The organism is Bradyrhizobium sp. AUGA SZCCT0177 (genome assembly GCF_018130125.1).
In the GTDB taxonomy this organism is placed as follows: domain Bacteria; phylum Pseudomonadota; class Alphaproteobacteria; order Rhizobiales; family Xanthobacteraceae; genus Bradyrhizobium.
The window spans coordinates 1-20,211 of record NZ_JAFCMA010000041.1 but is presented as its reverse complement, the minus strand read 5'-3'; the positions used below and the strand labels follow the sequence as shown (position 1 = coordinate 20,211).

The window sequence follows — 20,211 nt, the reverse complement described above, 5'->3', positions numbered from 1 at the left end:
TGGCGAAAATGCCGCAAACGCCTATTTCGCAGGCGTTTTCCGGTGCAAGACCGGGTGCGAATCGTGCAGCATCAGTGCCAGCTGATGCAATTGCGTATCGCGAAAACCTTCGGCCTCGATCGCCTTCACCGTTGCCAGCACATAGTCGCGGTTGATGCCGGACTGGCCATGACCCTGCAGCACGTGACGCAATTGGTCCGCCAGCGAGAGCCTTCCGGCATACTGCACATGGCCGCGATCGACCACATAGGCCAGCGCGCTGACGCGCTGCCGCGCCTCGTTTTCCAGCCACACCGAGCGCTCCACCTCGCGGTAGACCGAGGTGACCTGTTCGCGCTCGCGCAAGTAGGCGACCGTGGCGGCGCGGTTCTGCTCCGCGACCCGGAACGCGATGCCGCGGCAGGCGCCGCCGCGATCGAGCCCGAGCACCAGGCCGGGCTTTTCAGGCGTGCCGCGATGGACAAAGGAATAAACGCAGAGCGCGCGATGCTCGCCGATCAGCCGGGCCGGCACCCGTTCGACGAATTCGAAGCCCGGCCGCCACATCAGCGAGCCATAGCCGAACACCCAGAGGTCGCCGCTCGAGAATTCCGAATCTTGCAGGGTCATTGCGGACATCGGGCGCCACGGCTACCAGAACAGCTAGGCAAAGCGAAGCGAATTCAGCGGCTTTTGCCCGGGTCTCTACTCGCTTACATTTGACAAAATCATGAGCCAAAGGTCGCCGCATGCCTGACATCACCCCTGCGCCGCGCCGGCGCCCGCTTTGGCGCCTTTTTATCTTGCCCGCACTGCTGGTGGTCGCAGCCATCGCCTGGAGCGGTTTCTGGTTCTATGCGGCGTCCGAGGTCGGCGTGCGCGCCGATGCGTGGCGCGCGCAGGAAGCGAAAGCCGGCCGGATCTATGATTGCGGCAAGCGCTCGGTCGCCGGCTATCCGTTCCGCCTCGAAGTCCGCTGCGAGGACGCCAGCGTGACGCTGGTCTCGCAGACCGCGGGCGCGCAGGCGCCGTTCACGGCGCGGCTCGGCGAGATCATGGTGATCGCCTCGATCTACCAGCCGAAACTCCTGATCGCCGAATTCAAGGCGCCGGCGACGATTGCCGATCGCGGCCAGCCGCCGTCGCTGAAGGTGAGCTGGAGCGTTGGCCGCAGCAGCGTCGCGGGGCTGCCGGCCGTTCCGGAGCGCGCCTCGATCGTGTTCGACAATCCCTCGATCGAGCGCGTCAACGGACCGGTGCAGACGCCGCTGGCGCGCGCCAACCGTGTTGAACTGCACGGCAGGCTTGCGGAGGGATCATCGATTGCAGATCCGGTGATCCAGACCGCGCTGCAGATATCAGGAGGGAGCATTCAGGAATTGCATCCGCTGCTGGCGACGCCGTTCGAATCCGATGTGCAGACCAAGCTCAGCGGCCTGAAGGATTTCTCGCCAAAGCCGTGGCCCGAGCGCTTCCGCGAAATGCAGGCCGCGGGCGGCAAGGTCGAGATCGTGCGCTCGCGGATTCAGCAGGGCGAACTGGTCGCCGTGGCCGCGGGGACACTGGGCCTCAACGCGCAGGGGCAGATCGAGGGCGAGCTGCAGATGACGGTGACGGGTCTGGAGCGGGTGATCCCGGCGCTGGGTATCGACAAAATGCTGGAGCAGGGCGTGCCGCAGGCCACGCTCGATCGCGTGGCGCCCGGCGTCAAGAGCCAGGACCTCACCAATCTGTTCGGCGCGCTCGACAAGGCTATTCCGGGTCTTGGCAAGGTCGTCAAGCAGAACACCAATGTCGGCGTCGCCGTCGGCATAAATTCGCTCGGCACCGCAGCCGAGCTTGAAGGCAAGAAGGCACGCAGCTTCCCGCTGCGCTTCGTCGACGGCGCGGTGTTGCTGGGGCCTCTGAAGGTTGGGCAGATACCGCCGCTGTTTTGATCGCTTTGCCGCCCCGACATTGGCCGGGACGACGAACGTGGAATCCTCACGCGCCGTGCTGCTTCCTACCGGACGGGTGGCGCAAATGGGGCAATCATTGTGTTGTGAAATGCGGCTACCTGCCACGAGCCGCCATCCCTGACGAATACACGCAAGCTTAACTCCTGATGCGCAGGTAACGATCTTCCGTCCGGGGCGACCAGTCCGCTCAGTTCGTTGGTCACATAAGCGAACGCAATGTCGGGCCTGACCAACCGAATCTTGACGTCCATCGTGCGTTGCGTGGCATTTTTTGCGCGGGCGGCGAAGATGGCCGATAATCCCTTTTCAATCTCGGCGGGACCGCTCATCACGTCACCTCGAACGGTGACGAGACGGGCATCCTGCATGTACATGCGCGAGGCGGCCTTGCCGTCGTGGTTGTTGAATCCTTCTGTCATTTCCACGATGATTCGCCGGATGGCAGCCTCGCTCTCGCCGTCGGGTGTTTGCGCGAATGCGGTAGGCGCCGAAACCAGCAGGGCGAGACCAACGGCATAAACCATGGACAGATGCTGTTTCATGTTTGATCCTGCAATGGTCTGAAAGGTCTGTACGAATATTACTATCGAAGGCCGGCTGGTTGGAGCCGCAAGTTTGCGCGCCGTGTCGGCAAAGATGCGGGTGGACCTGATGTTCGATTGGAACGACCTGCGATATTTTCTGGCGGTGGCCCGCCAGGGCAGCCTCGCCAGCGCCGCCGAGGCGCTTGGCGTCAATCCATCGACGGTGCAACGGCGATTGCGGACGCTCGAAACCGCCATCGGCTGTTCGCTCGCGGAGCGTACGTCAGAAGGTTATCGCTTGACCCCTCCGGGCAAGCAATTGCTGGCGGATGCAGAGCACGTCGAAGCGGCGGTCGACGCGTTGCATCGGAGGATATCCGCGCTCGATTTGACCGCTGCCGGACATGTCAAACTGACCAGCCACGTCACGGTGGGACAGCGCATCATCAGGTCGGGGTTCCTGGATCAGTTTCATGCGCGCCACCCGGGCATCAGGATTGAGTTGATTATGGAACAGCGGGCGCTCGATCTTTCCAAGGGCGAGGCTGATATCGCGATACGGGGAGGAGGTGCCGATAACGGTGCATTGGTGGGCAAAAAGATTGCCGAGGTGCCCTGGGCGATCTTCGCGAGCGCCGCCCTCGTTGCCCGGCACGGCCGTCCGGAGACATCCGGCGACCTCAATAATTTCGGTGTTATCGAGTTTTCCGGAGATATCGAAGGATTGCCCGCCGCGCGTTGGATGAGATCGCACGCGCCGAATGCGCCGATCGTCGCAACCTGCAGCAATATTCCCAGCGTGCATTTGGCCATCAAGTCCGGAGCGGGTCTCGCGCCATTGCCCGCCGTGTATGCGGCGGCAGACCATGACCTCGTCAACGTACTCGGTCCGATCCCCGAACTGAATTATCCGTTGTTTCTGCTTACCCATAAGGATCTGCGGAAAGTGCCAAGGGTAAGCACCGTGTTTGAGTTTTGTCTTCGAGAACTGAAGCCGGTTCTGGTGGGCGGCGAGATGAGACGCCGATGACAAGCCGTCGGGCCTGAAACATCGACGCTCGTCAGCGCCTGGTTCAAAGAACCACGCGCGCGTCCGACGATGCACGCTGCTGTAAATTTTCGAATCGAATAGTTCCGTTTCTGGAACACTCTCTCAACAACCGAGCTGCGCTGACGATGCGTGATTTCTGTCACGGCAGACTCCGAACCATTCGGACATCCTGACGATGGTTGCGGGATGATCCCGCAGCTCAACATGGATGGAGAACTGGAATGACGAACGTTACGAAAAACGATGCAGCCAATCATGAGCTTTCGATCGATGAACTCGACGCCGCGGCCGGCGGCTTTTGGAAGGAACTGGCCGTCGCGGTGGGTGCCGGCGGCGTGACCGGCGGCATGGGCGGCGCGGCGGTCGGCGGCATCGGCGCCATACCGGGTGCCATTGGCGGCGCGCTCCTCGGCGGCATCGGATATTGCATCAGCGCAATCTTTTGAGCTGATTGCGCAACGCGAGGCTGTCGGATCGTTTTCGATTCAGCAGTCTCGCTTTGGCGATTGCCTTCGCGACGTCACGAGAGGGCGTCGCTTTTTTATGACGCGGCCCCGGTTTGCATCGGCGCGCTACGTCGGCGCGCTCAACCGGGATCGAGCTGGCAAAAAATGACCTCGCGCCATTAATCGCCTTGGATATATATCTTTCAAGTGATCTGCCCGGCGCAAATGGAGTACTCCGTGAAGGGAGTGCTTTACCCCCGAGGGAATGTTGCGCTCGGAAGCACTTTGGTGCTCGGCTATGGCAGCTTCCGAAATCGAGTCCAGATAGGTAAGGCCCGTGATCGGCCGCCAGACGACTCAAACAGTATCGCAAACTGCAAGTTCGGAACTCACCACAAGAGAGGTTGTCCGCAGGAGGAGCAGATGACGAAGCGCCCCTCAGGAGCAATGGGAATCTTGGGTGATCAAAGCCCACTAACAGGCAGCTCGGTGAGAGCGAATGAATGGGAGCTGTCGCTGCCGAAATTTCATCACCAGGCAGAAAGCGACGCGCTCTCAATACCTGATCCCGGTCCAGCGGGCTTTGATTTCGTCCTGCCCGATCAGGACCCCGCGGCTGAAGCGCTGTGGGCTCTGGCAAGAGATTTCATGTGGCGGCGAGCTTTGATGAAAGATGGCTAGTGAACGACTGCTGATGGCCCTGCAATTCCACCGTGCCGTCGATAGTTTGGAAATCTGGAGCGCGAGCAGCGACGGCTTTTCGTTCGTGATCACCCACGAGAGCCGCGCCGGCCCCGGCTTTCACGGACGGCCCGGCTACGTGGCGTCATGGCGTCCGCTTTATCTGGGCAGCGGGGCGATCAAGATCGGCGGATCGCCTTTTTCAACGTTCGAGGAGACCGAGGAAGCGTGCAACCTGATGCTGAAACATCTGACGAGTGAAAGCTGATGGGAGGATTGGGATAATTACGAAGAGGCCGGTCGCTGAGCCCGTTCCGGACCTTATGACGCTTCCAAACAGGTAACTTCTAGCGCAGCGCCAGGGCCGCCCCTGCGCCGCGCTCAAGACGGCCCCAGCGCTCTCCAGCCCCCGCGCTGGGGCCGATCTTGTGAGGGGCTAACCCGGGCGCTGATGGGCTCAGGGCTGAGCAGCGGACGTTGCGCCACCGCATTTTCGCCTAACAATGATGGGTATGTGAACGCAGGGCAGGTGCTAAAAAGCCGGAGCCCTGTCATGTTGAGACTAGTATTTGTTGCGTCCGTACTCATTGCCTGTTCTTCAACCGCGTCCGAAGCACGCCCGCCCCGCTTCGTTGGTCAAGCGCCGGGATGCAACGTAACCATGCCGTGTGACTTTTCGAATTCGCCAACGCAACGCGTTAGTGTGAACGCATACGGCCGGGAATCGCAGAGCACAGAACGGTCGGCAATTTTGCCGCGCAATGCAAGGGCGGAAGCGAATAGCGGGCGTGGTCAAATCGTCGGCGGTCGCCCAGCCGGTTGTCCCCGCTCTTTCTGCGGGTGCGGCGCATCCATGCGGGTGTTCGGCCATATCGTGCCCGGATTAAATCTTGCCTCCAACTGGCTGCGGTTTCCCCGGACGGCGCCTGCACCGGGAATGGTTGCCGCGCGACGCGGGCACGTCTTCGTCCTGGAGCAGCATGTCGGAGGTGATACGTGGATGGCGTACGATGCCAACTCGGGTGGCCACGCAACGAGAATCCATGCGCGCTCGTTGCGCGGGTACACCGTCGTTAATCCGCGCGCGACGTAATCCAAGGACTCTTTTGTCGACGAGATGAGTTTTCGGGCGCTGCAAGCGCCTTTCGAAGAATCGAACATTCGCCGCAAGGCGCTTGCAGGAACCTCAACGGGTAATCTTGTGAACCAGCGACTCGATGCCTGCGCGGATTGCAACGGCGGTGACAATCGCAACCACGATGAGCGGCTGGTAGAGGGCGCCGCCCGACGCGGCATCGAGTTCGTCGATGGTCAGTTCGTCGGCTTTTTTGGTCAGCTGTTCCATTTTAGTCCCTCCTGTTGCCGGTGGAGGGACTATTCCCGCCATCCGTCAGGGCAGGAGTAAGCGCGGCAGTTCCCGGTGGCTGTGACGACGGTCACAGCCGGAGTATTGCGCCCGCCGTCGGCGCGCACACCAGCCCCTAGCTCACAAACACCACCCGCGTTTCCAGCGAAACCCGGCGGTACAAATCCTCGACGTCGTCGTTGACGAGCCGGATGCATCCGGAAGCGACGAGGTGACCGATGGTTTTGGGCGAGTTCGTGCCATGAATCAGCAGCCCGGGCTTGTCCAATAGCAACGCGCGGGCGCCGAGCGGACTGCCGGGACGGCCGGCGGAGGCGGCCAACGCGTCGGCATCCCGGGCGTTTTGCGCGGAAGAGCGCCAGTCCGGCCATTCGAGCTTGTTGGTGACGCGGAAGAAGCTGCCGCCCTTGAGGCATTCCTGCGCAATCCCGATGCCGTAGCGGCGCGCGGAATTGTTGGAATCGATCAGATAGAGAAAGCGGTTTTCCCGGTCGATCACGATCGAGCCGGGAACCACGGTGGTGCGGTAGAACACCACTTGCCGCTGCAGCGAAAACGGCAGGCCTTCGCCGGTGGAGCCGCCGTCCTCGCCGGCCTTCAGGTCGGCCATCACGACATCTTCGCGGGCGCGCGCCGCTTTCGGCGGTGGGGCCGTCACGCCGGTGGCGACGACGACGGGGCCTTTGGTGACGACATAGCTATAGACCAGAGCCGACAAGGCGATGGCGGCAGCAAGCGCGGCGGCGCCGAAGGCCCATGGCTTCCAGTTCGTGCCTTCCGACAACACTTCGTTGATCTGAGCGGCGTCGCGGCCTTCCTCGACGGCGATCTCATCCTCGATCCGCCGGATCGCGGCTTCGAGGGCGGCGACATTTGAGGCGGCGGCCTCGCGGGTGAGGTGGGACGACCTCGTAATGAGGTCATAGGCATCCTTGTAGATCTTGTCGCGGCCGAGGGTGTCCTTGCCGGCAACGGCTTTGGTCAGCAATGCATAATAATCCACGGTCATGGCCTGACCCCTGAAGAACTATCTGACGGGAGGCGCGTACTGGATGCCGCCCTGGGTCCAGAGCGCATTCAGCCCGCGCGGAATACTGAGTTTCGACTGCGTGCCGACGTTTCTCTCATAGATCTCGCCGTAATTGCCGACGGCCCGCACGGCGCGCGCGGCCCAGTCATTGGCGAGGCCCAACTGCGTGCCGAATTCGCCTTCGGTGCCGAGCAGGCGTTTTATGTTGGGATTGGCTGATTTCACCGCATCGTCGATGCCAGCCTGTTTGACGCCAAGCTCCTCGGCATTGATCAGGGAATAAAGCGTCCACTTGACCAGGTTGAACCATTGGTCGTCGCCTTGCCGCACCGCGGGTCCGAGCGGCTCCTTTGAAATGACTTCCGGCAGGATGATGTGGCTGTCGGGCGCAGAGAGTTTTAGACGCTCGGCGTAGAGCTGCGAGACGTCGCTGGTCAGCACGTCGCATTTACGATCGTCATAGGCCTTGAGGCTTTCCTCGGCGGTGGCGAGCGCCAACACCTTGAGCTGCATGTCGTTGGCGCGGAAATAATCCGCCAGGTTCAGTTCGGTCGTGGTGCCGGTCTGGGTGCACACGGTCTTGCCGCCGAGCTGTAGCGCGGTATCGATCCTGGCATCCCGGCGCAGCAGGAAACCCTGGCCGTCGTAATAGGCGACGCCCGCAAACATCAGGCCGAGCGAACTTTCCCGCGACATCGTCCATGTCGAGTTGCGCGACAGCACGTCGATCTTGTTCGATTGCAGCGCGGAAAAGCGCGTGGCCGCATCGAGCGGCGTGAACGTCACTTTGGCAGGGTCACCGAAGATCGCCGCGGCGACGGCGCGGCAGATATCGACGTCGAAGCCGCTCCAGGCATTCTTGTCATCCATGCTGGAAAAGCCCAGCAGTCCCTGGCCGACGCCGCAATTCAGCGTGCCGCGCTCCTTGACGGCGTTCAGAGTCTGGGCTCGCGCCGGATCGCCGCTCGCGAACAGCAGGGCCAGCAACGCGATGACGGGGAGGATGATGGGTCGCTTCTTGGAGCCGGACATTTTTTCCCCGCGATCGGTGGCTGCAGCTTCTTTAAGTGGCGGCAAGTTCTTTGGCGGAAGTGGTGTTGGCAAGCTAACACAAGTGGAAGCGTTACCAATGTGTTTCCGGCATATGAATTTTGGACCCGCTCACTTGCGCGATGGGAACTGCGCCGTCGACCGTCATCGTTCCGTGACGAATCCGGATCAGCCGGATGTCCGCACCACGGGAATAACGCTGGCGACGATCGCGGTGCCAAACCGGCTTGCGATTGCAAAACTTTCTTCGGCATCGATGCGCACGGCGTGGCCGGCCGAGATCTCGCAGGCCTTGTCGTTGATCGACAGTTCGCAGGAACCTGTCGCGGCATAGACGATGTGAACGCCGGCCGGGCAGGCGTGCGTTGCGCCGCTCAAAGGGCAGGAGAGGTCAATCGCCACGCGTGAGCGGTCACCGATCAGATTGACGACTTCGACGGGTCCGGCTTCGATCCGGCTGACAATACTGGTTTCTCCGGCAAACCGGACCGGCCTGAACGGTTGCCTGACGTCGATCTCTCCAACGGGTGTCCCGAGCACGAGCCCCTCGCCGGAAACCAGCGCCAGCTGGCGGTCATAGCCGCTCAAATCCGAGAACGCGCCCGGCGTCACGATGGCGGTCCGGCTGAAACGCCAGACGATTCCTTCCCAACTGCCCGGCGCGAATCCAGGGAGCATGGATACGGCGATATCGATCGTGACCCCGCCGCCGTTCTTCCAGGGCATATGCTGGTAGCCGGCGGGATCGAGCGCCGTTAGCTGAATCCCGCCGGCAGAGGACTTCATTGCATGCGCCCAAACGGAGTTGCTCAGCTATCGATCCGGATCTGATAGCGCTCGGCGATATCAGTCAACTGGCCCCAGGTCGTGTCATCGATTTCGATGCCTTTGGCGATACGCTGCGCCCGCGCAAGCCGCTCGGGCTCACCGGCGATCAGCACCGGCGATTCCGATTCCGCTGGCTTGGCCGATTTCACCCAGGAAATCATGTCGTCGATCTCGGCCATCATGCTGTCGCGCGTCGAAAGCCTGATAGGGTCGATCACGATGCTCAGCATGCCATTGATGATGCCGCGTTCGGGCGGCGTCGATGTGGTGACGCTAGGCGAGCCGACAATGGCGCCGGCCAGGAGTTCGCACACCAGCGCCAATCCGGAGCCCTTGTGCTCGCCGAACGGCAGCACCACGCCGCGCGGGTCGGTGTACATGACGGAAGGGTCGGTGGTGGGCTGGCCCGCATGGTCGAGCAACGCACCATCAAGCATCGGCTTGCCGGCATTATGCGCCACCCGCACTTTTCCCAGCGCCACGCGGCTGGTGGCGAAATCGAGCAGGATCGGCTCGTTGTTGTCGGTGCCGGGGATCGCGATGCAGACCGGGTTGGTCAGGAATCTTCCTTCGCGGCCGCGGAAGGGCGCAACGCCGGGTGAACCCGAAGCGACATTCACAAAATGCAGCGCCACCATGCCGGCGCGGGCGGCGATCTCGCCATAGGTGCCGACCCGGCCGATATGGTGCGCATTGCGGAGCCCGTTGACCGCGACGCCGTGTTTCCTGGCCGCCTCAATCGCCCATTCCACCGCCTGGCGCGCGACCACTTGGCCGTAGCCGGCGCGGGCATCCCATACCGAGATGGTTCCGGAGTCCGAGACGATCTCGGGTGCCTGGTTGATCTTCAGCGTGCCGGCGTCGAGGTCGCGCACATAGGCGACCAGCATGCCGACGCCATGGCTGTCATGGCCGCGTAAATTGGCCTCGACCAGATGCTCGGCCACGATGGCGGCTTCCGTCGGCGAACTGCCGCCGGCAGTGACGATGCGGTTGGCAAGCCCAAGCAGCTTCGAATGGTCGATGATCATGCTTCACTCCGTCGTGAGCCGGTCTACTCCGGCTTCTTCGTTAAATTCGCGTGCGGGCGGCCGAAGTCGGGCGCTGCCGAATCCTGGCCGATCTCGACGATGCCGCGGCGGATGGCGCGGGTGCGGGTAAAATGCTCGAACAGCGCCTCGCCATCGTTGCGGCGGATCGCGCGCGTGAGTTTTGAGAGGTCTTCGTTGAAGGTGCCGAGCATTTCCAGCACCGCTTCCTTGTTGGCCAGGAACACGTCGCGCCACATCGTCGGATCCGAGGCTGCGATGCGGGTGAAATCGCGAAAACCGCCGGCGGAGAATTTGATCACTTCCGACGACGTCACCTGCGCCAGTTCGTCGGCGGTGCCGACGATGGTGTAGGCGATCAGATGCGGCAGATGGCTGGTGATCGCGAGCACGAGATCATGATGATCCGGCGTCATGATCTCGACCTTGGCGCCGAGGCCGGCCCAGAACTCGCGCAGCTTTTCCACCGCGGCGGGATCGGTCCCATCAGGCGGCGTGAGAATGCACCAGCGGTTGATGAAGAGTTCGGCAAAGCCGGAATCGGGACCGGAGTGCTCGGTGCCGGCGACGGGATGGGCGGGAACGAAATGGACGCCTTGCGGAATATGCGGGCCCATGTCGCGCGCGATGGCGCCCTTGACCGAGCCGACGTCGGAGACGATGGCGCCCGGCTCGAGGAACGGCGCGATCTCCTCGGCGACCGGTCCGCAGGCGCCGACGGGGATGCAGAGGATCACGAGGTCGGCGCCTTTGACCGCTTCCGCGTTGGTTTCGAGCACGCGATCGACCACGCGCAATTCTTCCACCCGCGCGCGGGTCTTGGCCGAGCGTGCCGAGGTGACGATCTCGCCGGCGAGACCCTGCGCGCGTGCGGCGCGGGCGATCGAGCCGCCGATCAGGCCGAAGCCGATCAGCGCGACGCGTTTGAAGAGAGGTTCAGTGCTCACGTGATGCTCACTTGCCCGCCATAAAGTCTTTGAGGCCGTCGACGACGAGGCGGTTGGCCTCTTCGGTGCCAATGGTCATGCGCAGCGCATGCGGCAGGCCGTAATTGTTCAGCGCCCGCAGCACCAGGCCGCGTTTTGTCAGATACGCGTCGGCGTCCGCCGAGGTCTTGCCCTTCTCCTGCGGGAAATGGATCAGCACAAAATTCGCCACGCTCGGCGTCACCTTGAGGCCGAGCTTGGAAATTTCTTCCGTCAGCCAGTTGCGCCAGTGCTCCGTGAAGGTCTTCGACATCTGGACATGCGCGGTGTCCTCGATCGCGGCCACCGCCGCCAGCATTGCCGGCGTCGAGACGTTGAAAGGCCCGCGAATCCGGTTGACGGCGTCGACGATGTTCGCCGGGCCGAACATCCAGCCGATCCGCAACGACGCCAGCCCGTGAATCTTGGAGAACGTATGCGTCACCACGGTGTTTTCGGTGGTCGCCACCAGCTCGATGCCGAGTTCGTAATCGTTGCGCGACACGTAATCGGCATAGGCGGCGTCGAGCACCAGCAGCACATGGTCAGGCAATCCGGCGCGCAGCCGCTTGACCTCGTCGAACGGAATGTAGGTTCCGGTGGGGTTGTTCGGATTGGCGAGCCACACCATCTTGGTGCGCGCCGTGACCAGCTTCAGGATCGCGTCGACGTCGGCGGTGAACTCGGTCTCGGCCGCCACGACATTCTTGGCGCCGTTCGCCATGGTCGCGATCGGGTACACCAGGAAGCCGTGGCTGGTCGAGATCGCCTCGTCGCCATGCTTGAGATAGGTGTGCGCCAGCAGGTTGAGGATTTCGTCCGAGCCGGCGCCGCAGATGATGCGGTTCGGATCGAGCCCGAAGGCGCGGCCGATCGCCTCGCGCAGCACCCGCGAGGTGCCTTCCGGATAGTCCTCCAGATGACCAGCCGCGTCCTTGTAGACCGCCAGCGCCTTCGGTGACGGGCCAAACGGCGTCTCGTTGGCGGACAGCTTGAACACCTTGCGGCCGGGCTCGGCCACCGGGCTCTTGCCGGGGGTGTAGGGCGCAATATCGAGAATGCCGGGGTTCGGCACGGGGCGGGACATCTTCTGGCTCCGGATCGTAGGGCGTCTATTCAGGATTTGGCCGCCCCGTTCGGGGGCACCGTATAGCGTGTTGCGTGGCTGCCGACGAGGGCCGAAGAGCGCACCGACGCGCCGGCCTCGATCAAAGCGGTTTTGATCTTCTCCAGGCCAATGCCTGATATCGACACCAGCAGCGCCGCACCATCGAAGGCGGTATCGGGGACGGCGACGATTTCGGCAAGCGGCGCCAGCGCGCGCGCAATCTCGGCGTTCCAGCCGGAGACGCGCACGCTCCAGGTCTCGACTTCGGTCACCATGGCGTTGTCGGCGACGCGCGAGACCACGAACACCGGCAAGGCTGCCGGATGGTCGGCGCGTTCGAGGAACGGCAGCCGCGCGATGATCTTCGGCGCGCCGTCGGCTTCGAGCTCAATCCACCACGGCGTGCGGCTCGACGTCGCCGAGACCAGCGCCAGATCGCCCTTCGATTTCGCCACCGCTTCGACCGCGGCCTGCGCGCTGAAATGCCCGACGTATGGCACCACGAATCCGAAATGAAACCGCGCCGAATCGCGCATCGCGGATTCGCCGACCGAGACGTCCGCATGCACCGAGAACGGCGCCTGGACGTAGGTGAACGTCGAGATGATGACGCGCCAGATGCTCTCGATGGTGTCGATCGGGAGAATGCCGCGGTGACGCTCCACCAGCCGCCGCATCATGTCGGCCTCGCGCGCCGGGCGGAACGCGGAGCCGACTTCCTGGGTCTCCTTGACCTGGATCAGCCGATCGATGATGTCGCCGCGCGCCATCAGCAGGCGGTGAACCTGCTCGTCGATGCTGTCGATCTCCAGGCGCAGCACCGCGAGGGAGGGCGGGGCGGGGGGTGCCTTCGAGGGTCCCTTGGACATGTTCTAGCCTTTAGCGCCGGGGGCCGAAATCACCGGCAAATACAAGGGCATTGATTAGGAAAGACGGCCGCCGAAAGCAAAGAGAAACATCGGCAATGATGGCGCGCCCGGCCGGTTAACCATGGCCCGCCTTGACGAAAAGCTCCCTTCGGACTAGCTTTAGCCTATTCCGTGGTCATTTGAGCCGGCCGGCTTGCAGCCACGTTAAACAACTCGCTAAACAGGCCGGGGACAGAAGTGATCCCGGTCGAACCTTTGTTCAGGCCGGGTTTTTTTTATGGCCTGATTTCTGTCCGGGAGGGCCTCCCTTTGGGAGGTCGGTGGCCGAAATGACAAACGTTCAGTCGATAGCCAGCTCCTCGGTGCATACCGAGGAGCGCGCGCACGAGGCGGACCATCCGAGTTCGCTGGTGGCGGCGTTCGGCGCCGATCAACCGTTGCGGCTTGATTGCGGCATCGATCTGGCGCCCTTCCAGATCGCCTACCAGACCTATGGCAAGCTCAATGCAGGGCGATCCAACGCCATCATGATCTGCCATGCGCTGACGCTTGATCAGCATGTCGCCAATGTGCATCCGCTGACCGGCAAGCCGGGCTGGTGGGAAATCATGGTCGGTCCTGGCCGTCCTCTCGACACTGACAAGTATTTCATCATCTGCTCCAACGTGATCGGCGGCTGCATGGGTTCGAGCGGTCCGGCCTCGACCAACCCCGCGACAGGTAAGGTGTGGGGACTGGATTTTCCGGTCGTCACGATACCGGACATGGTGCGGGCGCAGGCCATGCTGCTCGACCGCCTCGGCATCGACACGCTGCTCTGTGTTGTCGGGGGCTCGATGGGCGGCATGCAGGTGCTGCAATGGACCGCGGCCTATCCGAAACGCGTGTTCTCCGCGCTCCCGACCGCGTGCAGCACGCGCCATTCGGCGCAGAATATCGCGTTCCACGAACTCGGCCGGCAGGCAGTAATGGCCGATCCGGATTGGCATGGTGGACGCTATGTCGATCAGGGGACGCATCCGCATCGTGGCCTCGCGGTGGCGCGGATGGCCGGGCATATCACCTATTTGTCGGACGCCGCGCTGCATCGCAAGTTCGGGCGGCGGATGCAGGACCGGGATCTGCCGACATTTTCGTTCGACGCCGATTTCCAGGTCGAAAGCTATCTGCGTTATCAGGGCTCGTCGTTCGTCGAGCGCTTCGATGCCAACTCCTATCTCTATCTGACGCGGGCGATGGATTATTTCGACATCGCCGCCGATCATGACGGCGTGCTGGCGAAGGCGTTCTCCGGCATTCAGACGCGGTTCTGCGTGGTGTCGTTCACGTCAGACTGGCTGTTCCCGACCTCGGAATCGCGGGCATTGGTGCATGCGCTCAACGCATCGAGCGCGCGGGTGTCGTTCGCCGAAATCGAAACCGATCGCGGTCACGACGCCTTCCTGCTCGACGTGCCCGAATTCTTCGACATCTCCCGTGCCTTCCTGGAGTCCGCTGGCAAGGCGCGTGGCCTCGAAAATGGTGGCGCTGCGTCATGAGTATCCAACAGGCGTTGCCGCTCACGGGCGTCACACCCGGCCGCACCGGGAACTATCGCAGCGATCATTTGCTGGTCGCCGAAATGGTGCAGCGCGGCTCCAAAGTGCTCGACGTCGGCTGCGGCGATGGCGAACTGCTGCAGCTGCTGGAAAGCCGCGGCATCGACGGCCGCGGCATCGAGCTGTCGCGCGAGGGCGTCAACCGCTGCGTCGCCAAGGGCCTTGCGGTGGTGCAGGGCGACGCCGACACCGACCTCGTCAATTATCCCGACGACGCCTTCGACTACGTGATCCTGTCGCAGACGCTGCAGGCGACCCGGCAGCCGAGGGTGGTCTTGGAAAACCTGCTGCGGATCGGCCATCGCGCCATCGTCTCGTTCCCGAATTTCGGGTTCTGGCGGATGCGTCTGCAGCTATTGGTCGGCGGCCACATGCCGCGCACCGAAAACCTGCCCGCGACCTGGTACGACACGCCGAACATCCATTTCTGCACCATCAAGGATTTCGTCCAGCTCTGCGAACAGATCAACGTCAAGATGGAGCGCGCGGTCGCCCTCGATCTCTACGGCCGCCCGTTGCGGCTGAATTTGCCGTGGTGGTTCTGGAACATGTTCGGCGAGCAGGGTGTGTTTTTGCTGAGCCGGGCGGAGAAGGGGAAATGACGCCCGCCGTCATTCCGGGGCGCGCGTAGCGAGCCCGGAATCCATTCATCCACGCAACTAGTCGCTCAATGGATTCCGGGCTCGTGCTACGCACGCCCCGGAATGACGGAAAGAGGCTACCCCGCCACCATCGACCTCGGATCCCGCACCGGCCACCTCCCGGCCTCGACCAGCGCAATAAAGCGCTCGACCATTTCGTTGAACAGCGTGGGCTCTTCCAAATTGAGCACGTGTCCCGATTTCGGGAAGAACGTCAGTCCCGCCGCCGGCAGATGCTGCTTCAGGTACAGGCTCGGCTCGATGCAATTGTCGTCCTCGTCGCCGCAGATGATCAGCGCCGGCGTCGGCACGTTGCGGATCGCGTCGGTCAGGGTGTAGATCGAGGGGCGGCCGCCCTGAAAACTGCGCATGGTGTTGGCCGAGCCTTTGGCGTCATGGCGCGCCAGCGCGGCATAGAAATCGGCGTGGCCGCGCGGGTCCTTGACCAGGAACGGAATCCGGCTCGGCGCCTCGCGCGTCACTTTGGCGACCTCCACCGAGCCGATTTTCTCGTACTGCTCGGCATTGGCAACGCATTGCTTGCGGAAGGCTTCGAGATTTTCGATTGCAGAGCCGGAGCCAACGCCGGCCAGCGTCATCGACATCGCACGCTCCGGGGCGTTGAGGCCGACCTGCAGCGACGAATAGGCGCCCATCGACAACCCGACGAAATGCGCCTTTGCGATCCCGAGGTGATCGAGCACCGCGAGCGCGTCGGTGTAGAAATGCTGGTAGGTGTAGACGTCCGATGTCGGCGGCACGTCGGAAGGCGTATAGCCCCGCGCCGAATAGGCGATGCAGCGGTGGCCGCGCGAGAAGTAGCGCATCTGCGGCTCCCAATTGGTGTGGTCGGCCGCGAATTCATGCAGGAAGATGATCGGCGTTCCCGTGCCCGCTTCTTCGAAATGCAGGCGGACATTATCGCTGGTGACGGCATGGGGCATTTAAGGTTCCTCTTGGTTTTGGCGCGTTCTCCGGCCTCGAAAATTGCAGTTAATGCTCTGGGCCGCAATGCGGCAGGCTCGTTTCTTTTTGGCCATCAAATGGGCGCGGAATCACCCCGGAATCGTTTCCGCACCGCCGCATGAAATCTTCCTCCCGCCACAGCCAAAAATTCAAACCCGTCGCCGCGTTCGTTTGTCCACGAACGTTGCGGGATTGTGGTGTGTCATAGAGGATCAAAGATGCTTCAGTTGTTTGCGTTTCGCCGGTCGCTTCGTGTCCTTGCGCTGGCGTTGTGTTCGGTTTCGATCGTAGTCATTGCCACGCCGGCGTCAGCCCGGCCCCACCATGGCGCAGGGCGCCACGTCCGCGGCTACCACGCCGGTCACCATGCACGGCATTACGCCCGCCACCATCACCGGAAGATCGCGCGCCTGTCGCGCTGGGAGCGCGGTGTCGCGCAAATGCAGGCCGGCGGCTTTGCCGATGCCAACGCAAACGTTGATGCCAGCGCAACCTTTACCGATCATAATTCGACCCTGACGCCGCCCGGCGGGGTGATGGCGCCGAGCAGCTTCGGCGGCTCTTCCAACGTCGTCACTGAGGCGCGCCGGTATCTTGGCGGTAACCCGACCGGACGTGGCAGCCTGTGGTGCGCCCGCTTCATGAACATGGTGCTGCAGCATTCCGGCTATCGCGGCACCGGCTCGGACATGGCGAAATCGTTCGCCAGCTACGGCCAGCGCGTCTCCGGCCCGCAGGTCGGCGCCATCGCCGTGATGACAAGGGGCCGCGGCGGCGGCCATGTCGGCGTGATCACCGGCATCGACGCCAAGGGCAACCCGATCATGATCTCCGGCAACAACGGCAACCGGGTCCGGGAAGCGCCGGTCTCGCGTGGCCGGATCTACGCCTACGTGATGCCGACGAGCTGAAATCGTCACTGCAAAGGAACCGCAAGGTGGGCACAGGCGCGTCTGCGCCGTGCCCACCTTGGCCTGGCCCGCTTGCCGCCGCCGGGCGCGCGGGTATATTGGCCCGATGGCTGTCAGCTCCCCAGATCTGAAAGCGTTCCTGCTCGCCACGCCTTTCTTCGGTGGCCTCTCAGACGCAAGCCTCGATCTTTTGATCTCAATGCTGGCCGAGCGCCGCTTCGACGCCGGCGCCACGGTCGTCGCGGAAGGCGAGGCGGGTCGATCGATGTTCATCGTTCACTCCGGCCAGCTGGTGGTGAGCAAGCTGCTGGAGTCCGGGCGCGTCCTGCGCATGACGGGTCTCGAGCCCGGAGATTTTTTCGGCGAAATGACGCTGATCGAAATGCAGAACCGGTCAGCCACCGTCGTCGCGGAGAGCCCGACCGTGCTGTACGAACTCACCGCCCGGCAACTCTACGCCTGCTACAAAGCCGACATCCACGCCTATGTGATGGTGATGCAGAATATCAACCGCGAGCTTTGCCGGCGGCTCCGCCGCGCCGACAAACGCATTGCCGAGTTGCAGATGCTTCGCACGAGTGATTGACACAGCCTCGCGTGCGTCAGGTGGGCTGAGCGCGCTACAGGGCGCAACATCGACGGGAAAATCGGAACCTTCGGCCGATCAGACCGGGAACCGGCAGGCTCGGCTGCGCGCATTGCAGCCGCATTGGTTTCACTGAATGGCCACATCGGAATCAGACCCCAACCAAACTTCGTGGATAGGAGTCCCTTCAGTCAAACTGAAAAGGAGTGAGCATGCGCATCGTTACGGCATCCGTCATCATTGCCGCCCTCTCTCTGGGCGCGCCAGCCATCGTGCAGGCACAGGGAACCCCCTCGCAGTCCCAGGGAAGCCCCTCGCAATCCGAGGCGCAGCCCTCGCAGTCCAGCACCGTCATCCGGAGCATCCAGGTCGTCGACGTCAAGGATCTGCAGCCGGCGGTACGTTCGAAGGTCGACGAACTCGTGGCCCAAACCCGCGAGGAAGACATTCAGTCGCTTCGCAAGTCCATCGACGCGACGCCGGAAGCGGCATCGGTGCTCAAGGCCAAGGGCCTGACTTCGTCACAAGTCGTGGCCATCAACATCGCCGACGGCGTTCTCACGATGTTTGCCAAGACGGCCTGACCGGGAAACCTCATTAAAATTTAGATGCGACCATTAAGCCCGCCGGGCGTGAATCCGGCGGGCTTAATGCCGTCATCCTCGTTGCAGCGACATCGCGGTATCAAAGACGGTCGCGCAACCCGCTGACCCCGTCGTTTAGAGCGCAATGGTCGCAGCAGTAGAAGGTGCCGGCCTTTTCGAGGCCATGACCGACGATGCGCGTTCCACACTGCTTGCAGGTTGGTGCAAGGGCAAAAATGGCGCACTCAAAGCTATCGAAAGTGTGCGATTTGCCGTTCATCACGACCTGAAAAGCCTTGTCGTACGAATTTCCGCAGGTCTCGCAACTGGCCATCTCTCGCCTCCTTAAGCTGCACGTCGTTTACGGGTCTGTGCCGCCGTCTTCGCCGACCGGGAACGTTCCGCCGCCGGGCGTTTGGCGGCGGCCTTCCCGCCGAGCTTGCCGCCCTTGCGGGACGGGGCGTGGTCCACCTTCTTGCCTCGGCCGGACCCGCTCTTTTTGCCGCCATGGGTTTCAGCGTTCACGGTAGCCCAGGCCCGACGCTCGGCTTCGTCGTGGGAGACGCCGCGCTGCTCGTAGCCCTCCTCGATGTGCTCGGCCTGACGCTTTTGCTTGTCGGTATAGGCAGATTTGTCGCCGCGGGGCATGAATCCCTCCTTCGTTGGTTGATGCAAAAACACCATCGGTGCTGGAGAGTTCCTATCGATGCTTCCGTGCTTAATGCCTCTTGAAATACTGAACTTCGCGTTCATGTTTTTCAGCCGCGGCGCGGGACTTGAAGGTGCCGAGATTGCGTTTCTTCCCGGTCTTGGGATTGATCTTGCGGGAATAGAGCCGGTATTCGCCCGAAGCTAATTTACGGATCATGACGTTTCTCCGGAGCCCCCAAAGCACACTCGTGCGATGAACGCTTTGCGCGTACCGAAACAAACGGCCTCTCAATTGCCCTGGTTCCCCGCTCGATGTCCGCTTCCAGCCACAAAAAGAATCGGCAGGAACATAGGAACGACTTTTCTCCGGGCACGTTGATTGTTCGAGTGATACAACGAGGGAGAAATCCACCGGAAATATCATCTCAAAAGCCCCGTCAGTTACACGTGTAGCTGGCGGGGTTTTGGTTAGGAGGCCCGATGTATGCGCTATTTGAAGGCGACAAGCAGATCGGAAGTGCCTTCCCTACCGAGAAAGAGGTCTGGGAAGCAGCCCTGATAGAGGGGCTTGTGACGGACGTTCCGGTTGCGGATGAGGAAGGCGGCCAGGTGATTCCCAGCGGTTATCACGTCGCCAGGGTCGAAGAGCCCTGCGACCCGCGGCCCGATTGGAAACTTCCGCGCGATATCTCCTGACGCCGGCGCTTTGTGAAATCCGGCAGGCTCTACACAATCCAGTAGATTGCCATTCCAACAGCCACCAGGGCCATAACCCCAGCGGTCAGCATCCCGTAGTTCCGCTCTTTCTCGGTCGGCAGCGCTTCTCTCGCAGCGTCCTCATGAATCAGATCGTGTTTCATAACCCACCTCCAGGTTCAAACCGAAAGCACGAATCGTTCCGGCCCTCGAAGCGGGCTAACCAGAAACTCCCACCCACCCGATGGCTCAGGCGGTTCACGTCACCAGATCGACGAACACGTTGAGGAGCGACACGATCAGCCCGGCTGAAGCAACGGCCGTGCCGAGGTCAACAACCTCAATGAGAGCCTGCCGCTGTTCGTCGTCCAACAGTGAGAAGACTTTGCGCATGGTGTCCTCCACCCCATGTAAACTTTCTGAATGGCCGCCGGTTCCATTTGGGAGGCCTATGCCCGCGGACGGGCACAGCAGGCGCGACAAAACGACCCGACGGGCAAATCAGTTGCGATTATCAGAAATGATGTCAAGTCATTAATTTCTGAAAATCAAAAATATTCTCCTTTCCTTCGACCCAAATCAGGGGCACATCTAGGCCCATCCCGTCCCACTCAGAGGGCGTCGGCCGTCGTCACGGACGTTGGACGGGTTGCGGTGGACGCTGGTTTACGCCT

General features: G+C 62.3%; 27 protein-coding genes and 1 riboswitch. Of the genes, 11 read left to right on the top strand and 16 right to left on the bottom strand.

What is annotated here, in order from left to right; genetic code table 11:
• Positions 1–21: 21 nt before the first annotated feature.
• Positions 22–618, bottom strand: coding sequence for a gamma-glutamylcyclotransferase (locus tag JQ597_RS32935; protein WP_212269586.1), 597 nt, complete (start codon positions 616–618; stop codon positions 22–24).
• 110 nt (positions 619–728) lie between these two features.
• Between JQ597_RS32935 and JQ597_RS32930 the strand changes: the two genes are divergently transcribed.
• On the top strand, positions 729–1,916 hold the full coding sequence (locus JQ597_RS32930; protein ID WP_212269585.1) for a DUF2125 domain-containing protein: 1,188 nt from the start codon (positions 729–731) through the stop codon (positions 1,914–1,916).
• A gap of 65 nt (positions 1,917–1,981) precedes the next feature.
• Here JQ597_RS32930 and JQ597_RS32925 read toward each other — a convergent pair whose 3' ends face one another.
• On the bottom strand, positions 1,982–2,479 hold the full coding sequence (locus tag JQ597_RS32925) for a YybH family protein (protein WP_212269584.1): 498 nt from the start codon (positions 2,477–2,479) through the stop codon (positions 1,982–1,984).
• A gap of 82 nt (positions 2,480–2,561) precedes the next feature.
• On the opposite strand from JQ597_RS32925, the gene JQ597_RS32920 reads away from it, so the two are divergent.
• From JQ597_RS32920 to JQ597_RS32905, 4 genes are all read left to right on the top strand, one after another.
• Positions 2,562–3,491, top strand: a complete 930-nt coding sequence (locus tag JQ597_RS32920; RefSeq protein ID WP_312011180.1) for a LysR family transcriptional regulator — start codon at positions 2,562–2,564, stop codon at positions 3,489–3,491.
• A 242-nt stretch (positions 3,492–3,733) separates the two neighbouring features.
• Entirely contained in the window at positions 3,734–3,958 is a 225-nt protein-coding gene (locus JQ597_RS32915) for a hypothetical protein (protein ID WP_192738297.1), read from the top strand.
• A gap of 423 nt (positions 3,959–4,381) precedes the next feature.
• Positions 4,382–4,639: a hypothetical protein gene (locus JQ597_RS32910; protein ID WP_212269582.1), complete on the top strand. Its 258-nt coding sequence runs from the start codon at positions 4,382–4,384 to the stop codon at positions 4,637–4,639.
• A gap of 13 nt (positions 4,640–4,652) precedes the next feature.
• Positions 4,653–4,907 carry a hypothetical protein gene (locus tag JQ597_RS32905; protein ID WP_212269617.1) on the top strand — a complete coding sequence of 85 codons (255 nt, stop codon included), beginning with the start codon at positions 4,653–4,655 and terminating at the stop codon, positions 4,905–4,907.
• Positions 4,908–5,825: 918 nt separating this feature from the next.
• Here JQ597_RS32905 and JQ597_RS32900 read toward each other — a convergent pair.
• From JQ597_RS32900 to JQ597_RS32865, 8 genes are all read right to left on the bottom strand, one after another.
• Positions 5,826–5,984 (bottom strand): hypothetical protein, encoded by a 159-nt coding sequence (locus tag JQ597_RS32900; RefSeq protein WP_212269581.1) that lies wholly within the window; start codon positions 5,982–5,984, stop codon positions 5,826–5,828.
• 136 nt (positions 5,985–6,120) lie between these two features.
• Positions 6,121–7,014, bottom strand: a complete 894-nt coding sequence (locus tag JQ597_RS32895; protein WP_212269580.1) for a L,D-transpeptidase — start codon at positions 7,012–7,014, stop codon at positions 6,121–6,123.
• Positions 7,015–7,032: 18 nt separating this feature from the next.
• A complete protein-coding gene (locus JQ597_RS32890) occupies positions 7,033–8,067 on the bottom strand; it encodes an amino acid ABC transporter substrate-binding protein (RefSeq protein ID WP_212269579.1) in 1,035 nt (344 codons plus the stop codon).
• A 186-nt stretch (positions 8,068–8,253) separates the two neighbouring features.
• A complete protein-coding gene (locus JQ597_RS32885) occupies positions 8,254–8,871 on the bottom strand; it encodes a HutD/Ves family protein (protein WP_212269578.1) in 618 nt (205 codons plus the stop codon).
• A gap of 23 nt (positions 8,872–8,894) precedes the next feature.
• Positions 8,895–9,944 carry a malate/lactate/ureidoglycolate dehydrogenase gene (locus JQ597_RS32880; protein WP_212269577.1) on the bottom strand — a complete coding sequence of 350 codons (1,050 nt, stop codon included), beginning with the start codon at positions 9,942–9,944 and terminating at the stop codon, positions 8,895–8,897.
• Between the two features lie 23 nt (positions 9,945–9,967).
• A complete protein-coding gene (locus JQ597_RS32875; protein ID WP_212269576.1) occupies positions 9,968–10,909 on the bottom strand; it encodes a prephenate/arogenate dehydrogenase family protein in 942 nt (313 codons plus the stop codon).
• A gap of 7 nt (positions 10,910–10,916) precedes the next feature.
• Positions 10,917–12,014, bottom strand: coding sequence for a histidinol-phosphate transaminase (gene hisC / locus JQ597_RS32870; RefSeq protein WP_212269575.1), 1,098 nt, complete (start codon positions 12,012–12,014; stop codon positions 10,917–10,919).
• Positions 12,015–12,043: 29 nt separating this feature from the next.
• On the bottom strand, positions 12,044–12,904 hold the full coding sequence (locus tag JQ597_RS32865; RefSeq protein ID WP_212269574.1) for a chorismate mutase: 861 nt from the start codon (positions 12,902–12,904) through the stop codon (positions 12,044–12,046).
• Positions 12,905–13,065: 161 nt separating this feature from the next.
• Positions 13,066–13,145: riboswitch (SAM riboswitch) on the top strand.
• Between the two features lie 88 nt (positions 13,146–13,233).
• Here JQ597_RS32865 and metX point away from each other — a divergent pair.
• Both metX and metW read left to right on the top strand, forming a co-directional pair.
• Complete coding sequence (metX, locus tag JQ597_RS32860; protein WP_212269573.1) at positions 13,234–14,442, top strand: homoserine O-acetyltransferase MetX; 1,209 nt, start codon at positions 13,234–13,236, stop codon at positions 14,440–14,442.
• A complete protein-coding gene (gene metW / locus JQ597_RS32855; protein ID WP_212269572.1) occupies positions 14,439–15,104 on the top strand; it encodes a methionine biosynthesis protein MetW in 666 nt (221 codons plus the stop codon). The genes metX and metW overlap by 4 nt, the downstream gene beginning before the upstream one ends.
• A 116-nt stretch (positions 15,105–15,220) precedes the next feature.
• On the opposite strand, the gene JQ597_RS32850 is transcribed toward metW, so the two are convergent.
• On the bottom strand, positions 15,221–16,087 hold the full coding sequence (locus JQ597_RS32850; protein WP_212269571.1) for an alpha/beta fold hydrolase: 867 nt from the start codon (positions 16,085–16,087) through the stop codon (positions 15,221–15,223).
• A gap of 240 nt (positions 16,088–16,327) precedes the next feature.
• On the opposite strand from JQ597_RS32850, the gene JQ597_RS32845 reads away from it, so the two are divergent.
• The 3 genes from JQ597_RS32845 (at position 16,328) to JQ597_RS32835 (ending at position 18,190) form a co-directional block, all read left to right on the top strand.
• The gene (locus tag JQ597_RS32845; protein WP_212269570.1) at positions 16,328–17,020 is read left to right on the top strand and encodes a TIGR02594 family protein; all 693 of its coding nucleotides are present in this window, start codon (positions 16,328–16,330) and stop codon (positions 17,018–17,020) included.
• Positions 17,021–17,126: 106 nt separating this feature from the next.
• Positions 17,127–17,606, top strand: a complete 480-nt coding sequence (locus JQ597_RS32840; RefSeq protein WP_212269569.1) for a Crp/Fnr family transcriptional regulator — start codon at positions 17,127–17,129, stop codon at positions 17,604–17,606.
• 212 nt (positions 17,607–17,818) lie between these two features.
• Positions 17,819–18,190, top strand: coding sequence for a hypothetical protein (locus JQ597_RS32835; RefSeq protein WP_212269568.1), 372 nt, complete (start codon positions 17,819–17,821; stop codon positions 18,188–18,190).
• A gap of 100 nt (positions 18,191–18,290) precedes the next feature.
• On the opposite strand, the gene JQ597_RS32830 is transcribed toward JQ597_RS32835, so the two are convergent.
• The 3 genes from JQ597_RS32830 to JQ597_RS32820 form a co-directional block, all read right to left on the bottom strand.
• On the bottom strand, positions 18,291–18,524 hold the full coding sequence (locus JQ597_RS32830; RefSeq protein WP_212269567.1) for a metallothionein: 234 nt from the start codon (positions 18,522–18,524) through the stop codon (positions 18,291–18,293).
• Between the two features lie 11 nt (positions 18,525–18,535).
• Positions 18,536–18,838 carry a plasmid stabilization protein gene (locus tag JQ597_RS32825; RefSeq protein WP_212269566.1) on the bottom strand — a complete coding sequence of 101 codons (303 nt, stop codon included), beginning with the start codon at positions 18,836–18,838 and terminating at the stop codon, positions 18,536–18,538.
• Positions 18,839–18,908: 70 nt separating this feature from the next.
• Positions 18,909–19,058 (bottom strand): hypothetical protein, encoded by a 150-nt coding sequence (locus JQ597_RS32820; RefSeq protein WP_212269565.1) that lies wholly within the window; start codon positions 19,056–19,058, stop codon positions 18,909–18,911.
• 263 nt (positions 19,059–19,321) lie between these two features.
• Here JQ597_RS32820 and JQ597_RS32815 point away from each other — a divergent pair, with 263 nt between their 5' ends.
• Complete coding sequence (locus JQ597_RS32815; RefSeq protein ID WP_212269564.1) at positions 19,322–19,537, top strand: hypothetical protein; 216 nt, start codon at positions 19,322–19,324, stop codon at positions 19,535–19,537.
• A gap of 29 nt (positions 19,538–19,566) precedes the next feature.
• Here JQ597_RS32815 and JQ597_RS38170 read toward each other — a convergent pair whose 3' ends face one another.
• Positions 19,567–19,701: a hypothetical protein gene (locus JQ597_RS38170; RefSeq protein ID WP_283813475.1), complete on the bottom strand. Its 135-nt coding sequence runs from the start codon at positions 19,699–19,701 to the stop codon at positions 19,567–19,569.
• 94 nt (positions 19,702–19,795) lie between these two features.
• Entirely contained in the window at positions 19,796–19,930 is a 135-nt protein-coding gene (locus tag JQ597_RS38165) for a hypothetical protein (RefSeq protein ID WP_283813474.1), read from the bottom strand.
• Between the last annotated feature and the right edge of the window lie 281 nt (positions 19,931–20,211).

Excerpts from the sequence above, each read along its gene's own strand:
- JQ597_RS32865 (WP_212269574.1), bottom strand. The coding sequence starts at position 12,904 with ATGTCCAAGGGACCCTCGAAGGCACCCCCCGCCCCGCCCTCCCTCGCG.
- JQ597_RS32930 (WP_212269585.1), top strand. The coding sequence starts at position 729 with ATGCCTGACATCACCCCTGCGCCGCGCCGGCGCCCGCTTTGGCGCCTT.
- JQ597_RS32890 (WP_212269579.1), bottom strand. The coding sequence starts at position 8,067 with ATGTCCGGCTCCAAGAAGCGACCCATCATCCTCCCCGTCATCGCGTTG.
- JQ597_RS32825 (WP_212269566.1), bottom strand. The coding sequence starts at position 18,838 with ATGCCCCGCGGCGACAAATCTGCCTATACCGACAAGCAAAAGCGTCAG.
- metW (WP_212269572.1), top strand. The coding sequence starts at position 14,439 with ATGAGTATCCAACAGGCGTTGCCGCTCACGGGCGTCACACCCGGCCGC.
- JQ597_RS32885 (WP_212269578.1), bottom strand. The coding sequence starts at position 8,871 with ATGAAGTCCTCTGCCGGCGGGATTCAGCTAACGGCGCTCGATCCCGCC.
- hisC (WP_212269575.1), bottom strand. The coding sequence starts at position 12,014 with ATGTCCCGCCCCGTGCCGAACCCCGGCATTCTCGATATTGCGCCCTAC.
- JQ597_RS32925 (WP_212269584.1), bottom strand. The coding sequence starts at position 2,479 with ATGAAACAGCATCTGTCCATGGTTTATGCCGTTGGTCTCGCCCTGCTG.
- JQ597_RS32905 (WP_212269617.1), top strand. The coding sequence starts at position 4,653 with ATGGCCCTGCAATTCCACCGTGCCGTCGATAGTTTGGAAATCTGGAGC.
- JQ597_RS32915 (WP_192738297.1), top strand. The coding sequence starts at position 3,734 with ATGACGAACGTTACGAAAAACGATGCAGCCAATCATGAGCTTTCGATC.
- JQ597_RS32830 (WP_212269567.1), bottom strand. The coding sequence starts at position 18,524 with ATGGCCAGTTGCGAGACCTGCGGAAATTCGTACGACAAGGCTTTTCAG.
- JQ597_RS32935 (WP_212269586.1), bottom strand. The coding sequence starts at position 618 with ATGTCCGCAATGACCCTGCAAGATTCGGAATTCTCGAGCGGCGACCTC.
- JQ597_RS38165 (WP_283813474.1), bottom strand. The coding sequence starts at position 19,930 with ATGCGCAAAGTCTTCTCACTGTTGGACGACGAACAGCGGCAGGCTCTC.
- JQ597_RS32820 (WP_212269565.1), bottom strand. The coding sequence starts at position 19,058 with ATGATCCGTAAATTAGCTTCGGGCGAATACCGGCTCTATTCCCGCAAG.
- JQ597_RS32895 (WP_212269580.1), bottom strand. The coding sequence starts at position 7,014 with ATGACCGTGGATTATTATGCATTGCTGACCAAAGCCGTTGCCGGCAAG.
- JQ597_RS32900 (WP_212269581.1), bottom strand. The coding sequence starts at position 5,984 with ATGGAACAGCTGACCAAAAAAGCCGACGAACTGACCATCGACGAACTC.
- JQ597_RS32835 (WP_212269568.1), top strand. The coding sequence starts at position 17,819 with ATGCGCATCGTTACGGCATCCGTCATCATTGCCGCCCTCTCTCTGGGC.
- JQ597_RS32840 (WP_212269569.1), top strand. The coding sequence starts at position 17,127 with ATGGCTGTCAGCTCCCCAGATCTGAAAGCGTTCCTGCTCGCCACGCCT.
- JQ597_RS32850 (WP_212269571.1), bottom strand. The coding sequence starts at position 16,087 with ATGCCCCATGCCGTCACCAGCGATAATGTCCGCCTGCATTTCGAAGAA.
- JQ597_RS32910 (WP_212269582.1), top strand. The coding sequence starts at position 4,382 with ATGACGAAGCGCCCCTCAGGAGCAATGGGAATCTTGGGTGATCAAAGC.
- JQ597_RS32845 (WP_212269570.1), top strand. The coding sequence starts at position 16,328 with ATGCTTCAGTTGTTTGCGTTTCGCCGGTCGCTTCGTGTCCTTGCGCTG.
- metX (WP_212269573.1), top strand. The coding sequence starts at position 13,234 with ATGACAAACGTTCAGTCGATAGCCAGCTCCTCGGTGCATACCGAGGAG.
- JQ597_RS32815 (WP_212269564.1), top strand. The coding sequence starts at position 19,322 with ATGTATGCGCTATTTGAAGGCGACAAGCAGATCGGAAGTGCCTTCCCT.
- JQ597_RS38170 (WP_283813475.1), bottom strand. The coding sequence starts at position 19,701 with ATGAAACACGATCTGATTCATGAGGACGCTGCGAGAGAAGCGCTGCCG.
- JQ597_RS32880 (WP_212269577.1), bottom strand. The coding sequence starts at position 9,944 with ATGATCATCGACCATTCGAAGCTGCTTGGGCTTGCCAACCGCATCGTC.